This window comes from Seonamhaeicola sp. ML3, assembly GCF_023273855.1.
In the GTDB taxonomy this organism is placed as follows: domain Bacteria; phylum Bacteroidota; class Bacteroidia; order Flavobacteriales; family Flavobacteriaceae; genus Seonamhaeicola.
Genome location: NZ_CP096884.1, coordinates 1248314 through 1260847 on the forward strand (window position 1 = coordinate 1248314; position 12534 = coordinate 1260847).

Below are 12534 nucleotides of genomic sequence, written 5' to 3' on the forward strand. Positions count from 1 at the left end.
ATGTATAAAAAAATGTGAGTTTCAAAAACAATTAAACCCGTTTTTCAATCATAAACATCCTTAAAAAGCATTAAATCACCGATTAAATGCGTTATTTTGGGTTGTTTTCCTTACACAGAGTAACGTTAAGTTTTCAAAAAAATTATAGCAATTCATGAAAGTAATATCTTCCAAAACTTTCTTTCTGTGACAAATATATATATTATTTAAATTGAAAAAACTTTGGCTATATAATTTGATAATGAGTTTATTAACAATTGTAAATTGAGTAGGTTATCATAAACTTATTTGAGAGCAGCTTTGAGTATACTAACAGGATGCTTGGATTTCCTCTTTGTCCCATCCCAAATTTGATGCCTGCAACTTGTGCCTGCAGCAGCTATTAAAACTGAATTTTCTGTGTTTCTAATTTTAGGGAACAACGTATCTTCCCCTATTTGCATGCTTAATTTATAATGCGCCTTTTCGTAACCAAATGAGCCTGCCATACCACAGCAACCAGAATTAATAATACTCACACTGTAATTTTTGGGGAGATTTAACATTAAAAACGTGGATTCGGTACCGCTCAATGCCTTCTGATGGCAATGGCCATGAATCTTCACAATCTTTTTTTTAGTAGTAAATTGGTCTGCAGAAATATTACCGTTCGAAATTTCGTTTTTAATAAACTCTTCAATTGTATAGGTGTTTTTCGAAATTTTTAAGGCTTCCGTTTTATTTTTTGCCAATCTTAAGTATTCATCTCTAAACGATAATATTGCTGAAGGCTCAATACCAACCAATGGCACATTTGCTGAAATTAGACCAGAAAAAATAGCTGTATTTTTGTTTGCAATAGTCCTGGCTTCATCTAAAAACCCTTTGGAGATGAGACTTCGGCCGCTCTCTTCGTGGTCAACAATATTCACTTTATAGCCCAGTTTAGAAAGTAGTTCAAAGGTATCTATACCGACCTCAACATCGTAATAATTGGTAAACTCATCTACAAACAAATACAGTTCCCCTTTTTTGTATACTTTTTTTTTGGATTGGCTCTTATTTTTACTGTACCACTTTCTAAATGTTTTTGAAGCCAACTTGGGGATACTTCTTTTGCTTGCAATTCCTAGAAGGTTCTTGGATAACATTGTATTTAAAACGGCATTGGTAAGTCCCTGAAAAGTACTGCCAATTTTATTATACTTTACATTGTTTGCCATTATTCGTGTTCCTAACGAAGGTGAATTCTCTTTATAATACTGATACAAAAACTCAGCCTTAAAACTGGCCACATCTACATTACTTGGACATTCGCTAGCACAAGCCTTACAACTTAAACATAAATCGAAAACCTGTTTTAGCTCCTCATGGTTAAAAGGATTTTCTTTATTAGAATTGGTTAAAAACTCTCGTAACGCATTGGCTCTAGCTCTTGTAGTATCCTTTTCATTTTTTGTAGCTCTATAACTAGGACACATGGTGCCTCCAGCCGCAACCGACTTTCTACAATCTCCAGAACCGTTACACTTTTCAGCTGCTTTTAAAAGCCCTTCAGAATCTGAAAAATCAAGTATCGTTTTAATTTCTGGCTCTTTTCTATCCGCCTCATAACGCAAGGATTCATCCATTGGAAAAGCATCAACAATCTTTCCTTTATTGAATAGATTATTAGAATCGAAAACTTGTTTGATTCGTTTTAGCAATTGGTAATTTTTGTCACCAATCATTAAGGGTAAGAATTCGGCACGTACAATACCATCGCCATGTTCACCACTGAACGATCCTTTATATTTTTTAACCAGTTTGGCTGTGTTGGTAGTTATCTCTCTAAAAAGCCTTACGTCTTTCGGTTTTTTTAAATTTAAAATAGGGCGCAAATGTATTTCACCAGCACCAGCATGGGCGTAGTAAACTGCTTTTTGATTATAGCCATCCATCATCTTGGTGAATTCAGCAATATAATTTGGTAAATCCTGTAAATCTACAGCAGTATCTTCTATACATGCCACGGCTTTAGAGTCTCCAACAATATTTCCCAATAACCCTAAACCAGCCTTTCTTAGCTCTAAGGCTTTCGCTATATCTTCACCGTATAGTTCGGCAAAAGCATATCCAAAATTGGCCTTTTTTAAATCCTGAATTAGTTTTTGGGCTTGACTTTTAACCAATTCTTTTGAATCTGCTCGTACCTCTAACATCAAAATCGCTTCAGGGTCACCATCAATAAAGAATCTATTCTTTAATTGTTCACGATTATTCTTTGTACAGTCTAAAATGGTTTTATCCAAAAGTTCGCAAGCATACAAATTGTGTGTCATGGCAATGACTGTGGCCTCTAAACTTTCCTGAACGGTCTTAAAGTGAGGCACAATTAACACCTCTTCTTTAGGCGGTAAATCGTCTAACTGCAATGTAATAGCCGTAGAAAAAGCTAAGGTGCCTTCGCTACCACAAAGTAACTTTGCAATATTGATTTGTTGAACTATGCCATCTTTAGATGTATCATCTAAAAGCGCATCAACCGCATACCCTGTATTTCTTCTATGTATGGTTTTATCAGGGAATTCTTTTCGAATCTCCAATTGTGTTTCTGGCTTAGATAGTTCTTTTACAAGAGATTTATATATTGAACCTTCTAATGTTTCTAATTTAAGTTTCTCTTGAAGCGCTTCTCTAGTTAAGGTTTTAAAAACGACTTCGGAACCATCTGACAGTATAGTTTCAATTTCTAAAACCTTGTCTCTAGTAACCCCGTATTTAATAGAAGTTGAACCCGATGAGTTGTTGCCAACCATACCGCCAATCATACACCTGTTACTGGTAGATGTATTTGGCGCAAAAAACAATCCGTAGGGTTTAAGAAATAAATTGAGCTCATCTCTTATAATACCTGGCTCTACCGTTACGGTCTTTTCTTTTTCGTTAACATTTAAAATACGGGTAAAGTGTTTGGAAACATCCACTATAATACCATCGCCAACACATTGTCCTGCAAGGGAAGTCCCTGCAGTTCTTGGAATTAGAGTGGTATTATTATCATGGGCAAAGGCAATGAGCTTTTTTATATCGCGCTTGTCTTTTGGGAAAGCTACAGCTAATGGTATTTTTCGATACACCGAAGCATCAGTTGCATAAATACTTTTATGCAAGTCATCAAAAAACAACTCACCGCTTAATTGAGACGATAGTTTTTTAAGGTTATTTTCAAGGCTTACCTCCAACATGAATTGTTTTAGGCGAATATAATTCTTTAAATAAAGAAAGCCTAGACCATACTTTATTTAGATTAACCTGTTTTATTTCTTTATAGTGGGAACAACGACCTTTTTATTAATCCAACAGGAAAATTTTATCTCTTTTCCAGAACACGCACATAAAAATATCATTTCTTTACTTGGAGCCAAAGCTTCATATCTTTTGATAGCTCTTTCGGCGTGTTGCTTTATGGTTGGGTCTACTATTAATGCTTTTCTGGCTTCATTTGCTGCGAGCCAATAGACCGCTCTTTTTTCAAACTCATCTTTACCACAATTATTGGCGCTCATTGCATACATAGACGCTATGGCTAAATGTGGCCTGCCGTTAGACGGATTAAGCTTTAAGGCTCTTCTGTAATAAATTCGAGCACGGGAATAGTCTGCTTTTCTCATTAGTGTAAAACCAATTCTGTTGGCTAATTTTGATTTTTTAAAAGTATCTGTTTCTAATTCGTAAGCCTTGGCCAAGTAATTCATTGCTTCTTCAGTTTTTCCCTTTTTCACAAGGATAATAGCCACAAAAAATTTGGTGTCTGCAGAAGGTGCTACCTCATCATAGGCTATGGCTAACTTTTCATATAAAGGATCTTCAGTACATTCTTTATGGTACATTCTACTTACAGCACGTTTTAGCCAAATAGAATCTTTTTTATGTGCCTCAAAATCTTTTGTATATAATTGGATTAGATTTGAACAATCAGCTATTGTTGCAATCATTTTATTGATGTTTTCCGAAACTAAACTGTAATTTTTTAGATAGTTCTTATACGACGATTTTGCTTTAATTTCTGTTTTGTTTAGCGGTATCTTTTTGTTCTGTTTTTCAACAAGTTTATTCAGTTTAAGGGAATAATTCTTCACCTCATTTTCTATTTTATCATTAATGTCATCGTATTTGTCAAAAACTTCTTTTAGACTTTTTTTACCAGCTTCATTAAGCTCCATAATCAAAGAAAAATAAGTGTAAAGGGCTTTTGGGTGATTGAAGGTCTTTTTATCCATTTGAAACGCATTATCAAAACCATGATACAGTTCTTCGGTAGATTTTTCAAGAACATCCCTATTATCATACTTAAGCTGAAATGATTTGGCGCTGTATTGTCCTTTCGGCGTTTTATTTGGAAAATAGTTAAGCCTACTTTCCCAAACCCCTAATAGTTCATTCAAAAGTCGTTTACGCGCTTCACCTTTTGTCCTCTCAATCTTATGCTTCAATATTTTTTCGCCATCGCTATAAATGGCAATATTTAATTCCGGACAACTGTCCTTAACAAATTTCCAATTATCGTAGGCTATATCGAAGTTTTTTACTGTTACATCTTGATGAAAAAGAGACAATTTTGTTTTGCATTCTATGTCCTTTTGAGCAAAAATTAAACTTACGTTTATCAAAAAGCAAACAAAGAATAATGTAAACTTGAATTTCATAATAGGTGTTTTTAGTTAGTACTTGATGAAAAATACCACAAAACATGTACCAAAACTCCAAATATTGTTAGACGCAACGTTCTTTCATATTGCATTTAAATAGGTATTCTTTCAAAAGTATTCAACGAAATAGCTAAATTTACCTACACTAATTCGTGAAACGAGCTAATCTATGTCGCTTTTTGAGTCCGATTTAAACGACGAACAATTATTAGGAAAGTACCTTGATAAAATCTATGAAGAAATCAACATCCCAATTGAAAGAACACATGATACCGAACTTCAATTTAGAGGAGTTGATATTATTTATAAGAGCTCAAAAGGACCTGTTTACATCGACGAGAAATCGCAACTACACTATATAAACAAAGATTTACCAACTTTTACTTTTGAGCTGTCTTTTCTGAAAAACGGAAAAGAAAAAAGGGGTTGGTTCTTGGATAAAGAAAAAATTACCGACTACTATTTTCTAGTGACCGGCATTTATGTAAATAAGGACAAACAATTAAACTCTGGACTTAAATCCTGCAAAATAACCTCGGTAAACCGATTAAAATTAATAGAGTTACTAAAAGACAAAGGACTTAGTCCTTTAAAACTGAACACCTATTCTGAAACAATTAGGTCAGATGAAAACGCTGCATTTAAAACTGAAATCCCCGAATTAAAGCCGAAAACCGAAGGTTGTTTGGTGTATTCTAATCAATTGGACGAAAAACCAATTAACCTCATGCTACGACTTAATTTTCTGATTCAGAAAGGTGTTGCAAAGCAGATTTATCCTGCGACTCTTTAATGCACTTGGAAAGCACCACACCTATGCGCTCTACAATACCAACTACTAAAGCATTTCCCATAAAGAAAGCCCGTTTAGCATCGGTAACACGCTCATGTTTGGTATGATTATCAGGGAACATATTTAGCCGTTCTAACTCCAAAGGTGTTAATCTTCTATACAAAACATCTTTCTCCAATTCAACGAGATGTTTAAATCTTGAAGCGCCCGAACCTCCCTCGGAAGTGATAATGGTTCTGGATGGTAAGTTAATATCATCTGATAAGCTCAAAGGACCTTCTGTGTAATAAAAAGCACCTTTTGAAGACACCCTTTTTTCTGCCTTTCGGCCTTTAAGGTATTTCCATTTATCTAATTCCGTAAGTAAAACGGCCTCATCCCTGGAATTCATTTGAAGGTAGGAAAGCGATATACTAGGTTTTTGTTCTTTAATTATCGGAGTTTTTAGAACTTTTTTGCTGTCAACAAAAAATTCGTCACCAACTTTGCCATGGTCTATCAATACATCTTTTAGACTACCAAAATCACTGTAGTTAATGTTGTTATCTGGCTTAGGCGTATAATCGAAAGTTAAAATATTTCGCCCAACCATAGAACCGCAATTGTAGAATTTACCGTGTACAAAATCGTTGGAGATTTCAACAGCACTCCCCTTAAGTTCGAATGCTTTTCTATCACCTTTTATTTGCGAGGGAAAGGATTTACCAAGCACGCTATTTTGTGAAATCCAATCAACACCCTCTTCTATGGTTAAACCACTTGCTTTGTGAGCACCAAAAATAAAGACACGTCTTCGCCGTTGTGGCATACCGTAATCGGCTGCATTGATAACTTTCCACTCCACATCATAACCCAAATCGCTTAAAGTAGCCAAAAGTATCGCAAAATCGCGACCTCTTTTATTTACTGGAGATTTTAGCAACCTGTCTACATTTTCAAGCAAGATGAATTTTGGCCTTTTTACTTCTAAAATTCTATGAATGTTCCACCAAAGCACACCTTTTTTACCTTCAATGCCGTTGGTGTTTACACCGGCTACCGAATAATCCTGACATGGAAATCCACCTACCAGCAAATCGTGGTCTGGGATATTCGAATCGACTTTTGTGTCTGAAACTTCATTACTGGCAATGGTATCGATATCATCTCCGCAATGATTTGCCCCTTGCCATTTATCTTTATAGACCAAATTAGCATGTTGAATACTGGTTGATGGTTCCCATTGATTAGACCAAACCACTTCGTAATTAGATTTTAAATCCTTGGTATAATTGGAAGAAGCCGATTTCCCGTTCCAACCCTCTAGACCAAGTCTAAAACCGCCTACGCCAGCAAATAATTCAACAACTTTAATACTCATATAAGTACAGGTTTATGTCTTTCAAAAATAGGATTATTTATAAGGTGTTCTTTGGGGAAGAAGCGCTTTCCTTTCAATTTTTATTAACAGTGTGCAAAAGGATGATTCATTGAATAAAAAAAGCCCAAACTACATTTGTAATTTAGGTCTTTTCTGGTTTAGCTAGGCTTGAACCATGGAAGTTAGAATAACACACATTGATTTGCATGCTTTCATTTTAAATAGTTGATTTTTAGATTTCCATTATTTTAAAGTTATAGCTTTTAATAAAAATCTGATTTTCAATTTTTGAAGTTTCTCCAGCCTCCTAACTAGTTAATCCTAATTCATTTAAACATGTTTTAAATATTCTTTTTACTTGTATTTAGTTCAATAATGGCAGCTTCAAGCATCTTATTTTCATAAGAATACTTGAAACCGCCTTGATCAAATAAAACTAAAACAAACTAACTTTTATTGACTGTCGTCTATTACAGTTAACGGTGGTACGTTTTGCTCTGCACCAGGAAATCCTTTATTTTGATTAATAACTCCTTTTGAGTTATTCGTTATCGTAACAGCAGGAATTGGCCACAAAACAAAGCGTGGTTCAATGGTCGCCTGAACACCTCTAATAGTGCTACCTACTTTATAAAATATGTTTTTATCGATAACATGGTCGTAATAAAAACTTTTCTCTGATAGATTATCTATTGAATATCCATTAAGATTATTGTCGGCCATAATTAAGGAAATACGTGTTAATTCTACCTTTCTAGGTTCTTCTAGATATAATTCTTTAGCACGTTCTTCTAAAATCTTCACTATAGTTACATCACCACCACTTATATCGCTTGCATTAGCTCTATTTCTAACTTCATTAATGTCATCTGCCGCTGCACCTGTATTCCCTAACCAGTAATGGGCTTCTGCACGAAGTAAATAGGTTTCCGCCAAACGGTAAATATAACCATTACCGAACCCGCCATCGGGTCTTGAATCATCTGATTCGTCATGTGCAATAAATGTTTTGTAATGAGGGAAAGCATAGTAAAATTGCAAAGAGTCTTGGGCTGGATCTCCAAAATTATTTGGATTAACCGGCTGTAAGTAATCTGCCGAACTTGGATTGTTATAAACTAACTCATCCTTATCCACCCAGTTACCATCGCTACGTCTCAAATCATTAGCATCATCCCACATTTCATAAATGTAATAAGGAGTCGCTCTTGACCATGCATTACCTCTTCCAATAGTGTCAATCATTGTTGTCCATACACCGCTTATCCTGTCAATACTTCCTCTCGCGCCGTTACTATCTCTAACTGCACCATTCCACCACGCAGGAACAAAATCTCTGTGGGTTGCACGACCTGAACCTCCGCTGTTAGCGCTTTGTGGTGCTTCAAATCGATCTACAAAGCCTAATATCGTTTCGGTATTTGCTCCATTGAATACATTCTCTGGTCTTGCCAAATCCCATATGTAATCTCTATCAGGATTATTGGCATCTACACCAAATCTATTCTCTACCAAGCTAAAAGGACCGTCAATAATTTCTGTTGCCGATTGTACTGCCCCAGAAAAATTACTGTTAGCTAATTGAATTTTAGTAAGTAAATGATAACCCGCCCATTTAGTTTCTGCACCTTCAACATTCGATTCTGGAAGCCATTGTACAGCAAATTCCATGTCGCTTTCTATTTTATCTAAAATAGTTTTTCTGGCGTGGGTGAAATAATCTAATTTGGGTCCTGTAATTACTTGTCCAACAAACGGTACATCGCCATAAAGATGTACCAATTGGTAATACCAATACGACCTATGGAAATAAGCTGCTGCTGTAATGCTATTTCTCTCTTCTTCCGATTCTAAATCTGCTCTATCTGCATAGAAAAGAAGTAAATTGGCAGTACTTATAGGGATTGAATAGGCTCTGTTAAAATAGTCTAGCATCTTGTAACCTCCATCACTATTGGGTGTAAACTGTAATGCCAGGTTACGAGGCACACGGTTATTTCTTGCTGGTGCAAAACCTATATCTGTGGTGATTGACTGTGAGCAAATGCCACTACGTTCGCCATCATATTGCCATCTCAATTCTTTTCTCAAAGTAATTAATAATGCGTCAAAACCTGATGTATCAACTAACGTATTATCTGGTGATAAAAATGATAACGGTTCGGGCTCTAAAAATTCTTCATCACAAGAGACGGTCACTGTGAGGGCTAAAATTGATAATATAAAATATTTAAACTTACTTTTCATAATTTCATGTTTTTTTATTAAAGGCTAAATCTAAATCCAATGGAAAAAATACGTGGTAAAGGCGAGTTGTTAGACTCAGGATCTAAACCTTCCCATTTAGTAAAAGTGTATAGATTTCTTACTGAAGCATACATACTTGCGCTATCGAATTTTACTTTATCTAATATTGTTTTTGGAAGATTGTAAGATAAAGTAACATCCTGTATTCTTAAATAAGAGCGGTCTCTAAAAACATCAAGACCTGTTTCAAATGCTTGATCATTTTGTAATAAGCTACCGTACTCATTAGATGGATTTTCTGCAGTCCAATACGGTAAATTATAAGTGTTTATACGATCATATAGATTCGTTTGAGGATGTGTGAGTTGGTTTAAATTACCCTTATGCCCAAACTCTCCTCTTAAAAATGTAGATAGATTGAAATTTTTCAGGAATGTAAAATCGTTTCTTAAACCCAATCGCCAACGCGGTGTAGTATAACCAATAAACTGTTTATCTTCAAGTTGTGTAAATTGGTCGTCTCCATTAATATCCTCTGCTTTGTAATCTCCCGGAACTTGACCAAATACGGCTGCCTCTGCTTCTTCTCCTTGCTGCCATACTCCTGTAATATTATACTCCCAAATCACATCGATGTCTTGACCAACAAACCAACCATTTTGGACATCGTTAACAGGTCGGGTAACTTCTTCACCATTTATGGTAACAGTTTCTGTGTCATTAAAAAGGTCGACAATTTCGTTGCGGTTTAATGAGAATACTACCCCAGAATTCCATCTAAAATTAGGTTTGTTTATATTAACAGAGTTTATAGTTACCTCAACACCTTTGTTCTGTACTTCGCCTATATTAGTGTTAACATTTGTAAAACCAGAAATTGCAGGCAACCCTCTATTTACTAAAAGGTCTCTAGTATTCGCTTTATATACTTCTACGGTACCATTAATCCTGTTGCTTAATAAGCCAAAGTCAAGCCCAAGGTTAAAAGCTTCTGTCTGCTCCCAACGCAAATTAGGATTAGCCAAAGTACCACCAAAAATAACGCCTTGTGCTACACCACTTTCAGTTAAATATTGGTTACTGTTAAGACGTGACAGAGCGGCATAATTACCTATAGACCTGTTACCGTTTTTACCCCAAGAAAACCTAAGTTTAAGGTTGTTTACAAAATCTCCTTTAGGGAAAAAAGATTCTTTAGAGATTACCCAACCTAATGCTGCTGCTGGAAATGTGGCTCTGGGATTTCTTTCTCCAAAGGCAGAAAATCCATCTCTCCTAACTGATGCAGTTAGCAAATACTTATCCTTAAACTTGTAGTTTACCCTTCCCATAAGAGCATCTCCTCGTCTTGTTTGATCATTATTATCTATAACACGAAATTCAGGGTTTCCTAATTGAAGCCCATTAAATCCTAAGTTTTCATTAGGTGCAAAATCTGAAGCTTGCTGAAAAGACCTTCTACTCGACAATTCTTCAACATTCCATAAGAAAGTTGCGTCGAAAGTATGATTACCAAACTCTTTTTTCCAACTTAAAATATTATCTACCATCCACTCATGCTGATGAAAGTCCACTCTACTACCAAGACCTACACCTTGGGTTCTAGTACTTGATGGGAAAAACTGATAATTTCTATCGAAGTCAAAACGATTTTGATAAGATACTCTAAAATTAAACCCATATGGAAGTTTAATATTTGCGTAAAGCACTCCAAACAGTCCATTTCTTATATCTTCTTCCTGTTTGGCATAGTGGTTGGCTAATGGGTTTTGAGCTGGCTGATAACCATGGGGTATAAGTACAAAATCTCCATTCTCATCAATGTCGGTTCCATACGGGCTTTGTCTAAATACGCTTCTACTTCGGTTAGCAAAATCGAAACCGGCAGGAACAGCACTAAAATCTTGACTAGAAAATTGTGTATTTACACCAAAACTAAACCAGTCATTTATTGCCGTATCTATATTTACACGGGTACGGTATGCTTTAAATTCATCACCTACTATTACCCCTTCATTATCTGTATATCCAAAGGATAAGAAAAAGGAAGTTTTATTCTTTTTTCCTGACACATTTATATCTGCTGATTGGCGAATGCCGCTTTGAGTGACTTTATCGTACCAGTTGGTAGTTCTACCGTTTACGAAATTGTCAATTTCAATATCAAAGAAATTTAATCTGTTCAACCATTCAAGCGTATCATCAGCATTTGAGTTATTGTTATAATTCCTCCATTGGTCCAAAGTTACCCCAGACGGTAAATCATTTGGATTGTTATAAAAACCCTCTCCTGCTCCTGGATCTACTAAAACGGAATGATCTCTTCTAAAATCTAAGTATTCTTCTGCACTGAAAGGTCTTATATGATTCCCTATTGTAGACACCCCAGTTTCTAAAGCTATGTTGACTTTAATTTTATCGGTACCCTTTTTAGTGGTTAATATTACAACACCATTAGCACCTTGCGCTCCATAAACAGCAACAGAACTTGCATCTTTTAATACATCTACAGATGCTAAATCGTTAGGGTTTATATCAGATAGTGCGCCTCGGTAGATTACTCCATCTAAAACAATTAAAGGTGTTGTGGTTGCTGTTAGGGAATTAGCACCTCTTATTTCTAACGAACCTCCACCTGCAGCAGTTGCTCCTTGTGTTGAATTAAAACCAGCTACTGTACCATTAAGAAGCTCTACAACGTTGGTAGCCGACTGGCTTTCATATTTAGCAGCGTCTAATCGTGTTACCGCTCCTGTTAAATCACTTTTTTTAGCAGTACCATATCCAATAACGATAACTTCATCTAAGTTTGCAGCGTCTTCCTTTAAAATTACAGTAATTTTACTTTGCGAATTGAGTTGGATTTCTTGAGTTAAAAACCCAAGATAAGAAACTACTAAAACAGTATTTTCATCGTTAACTTCTAATTTGAAATTTCCATCAAAATCAGTTTGTGCACCATTTGAAGTTCCTTTTTCTAATATATTGGCTCCTGGCAAAGGTTGGCCATTTTCGTCATTTACCGTACCTGTTACCTTGAACTTTTCTTGCTTTACTGGTTTTAGCGTATTCGATTCTGAACTATTGGACGGGCTTATAATAATTGATTTGTTATCGGAAAGTCTAAAAGCAACATTACTGCCAGAAAGAATATTATCCAATAATACTTCTAATTCAATAAATCCCTTTTTAAGTTCTACTTTCGGTGCATTTTTAAATAAATCTTCAGGATAAATGAAACTGAATCCTGACTCCTTTGTAATTGTCTTAAAAGCTTGATATACCGTTACACTTTTATCTTTCTTGATTTCTATTTGCTCTTGCGAAAAACCATTTGAAGTGTTAAAGCCAAATACGGCTACACTCAAAAAAAAGATAAATGTTCTCATAACAATAATTAGTAATCGTTTTCGCAACTGAAAACGACAATGAATAAATTTAATTTCCATAAATTTGATTGTGTT

At 35.4% G+C, this 12534-nt stretch carries 6 protein-coding genes; 1 reads left to right on the forward strand and 5 read right to left on the reverse strand.

Features of this window, described 5'->3' with window-relative positions:
• Positions 1-284: 284 nt before the first annotated feature.
• On the reverse strand, positions 285-3206 hold the full coding sequence (locus M0214_RS05650) for an FAD-binding and (Fe-S)-binding domain-containing protein (protein WP_248724496.1): 2922 nt from the start codon (positions 3204-3206) through the stop codon (positions 285-287).
• Positions 3207-3278: 72 nt separating this feature from the next.
• Positions 3279-4667, reverse strand: coding sequence for a tetratricopeptide repeat protein (locus M0214_RS05655; protein WP_248724497.1), 1389 nt, complete (start codon positions 4665-4667; stop codon positions 3279-3281).
• 172 nt (positions 4668-4839) lie between these two features.
• Here M0214_RS05655 and M0214_RS05660 point away from each other — a divergent pair, with 172 nt between their 5' ends.
• Positions 4840-5463 (forward strand): hypothetical protein, encoded by a 624-nt coding sequence (locus M0214_RS05660; RefSeq protein WP_248724498.1) that lies wholly within the window; start codon positions 4840-4842, stop codon positions 5461-5463.
• Here the strand turns inward: M0214_RS05660 and dcm are convergent.
• From dcm to M0214_RS05675, 3 genes are all read right to left on the reverse strand, one after another.
• Entirely contained in the window at positions 5408-6823 is a 1416-nt protein-coding gene (gene dcm, locus M0214_RS05665; protein WP_248724499.1) for a DNA (cytosine-5-)-methyltransferase, read from the reverse strand. The two genes, M0214_RS05660 and dcm, sit on opposite strands and share 56 nt — an antisense overlap.
• A gap of 453 nt (positions 6824-7276) precedes the next feature.
• Complete coding sequence (locus tag M0214_RS05670) at positions 7277-9070, reverse strand: RagB/SusD family nutrient uptake outer membrane protein (protein WP_248724500.1); 1794 nt, start codon at positions 9068-9070, stop codon at positions 7277-7279.
• Positions 9071-9087: 17 nt separating this feature from the next.
• The gene (locus M0214_RS05675; RefSeq protein WP_248724501.1) at positions 9088-12459 is read right to left on the reverse strand and encodes a TonB-dependent receptor; all 3372 of its coding nucleotides are present in this window, start codon (positions 12457-12459) and stop codon (positions 9088-9090) included.
• Positions 12460-12534: the final 75 nt, after the last annotated feature.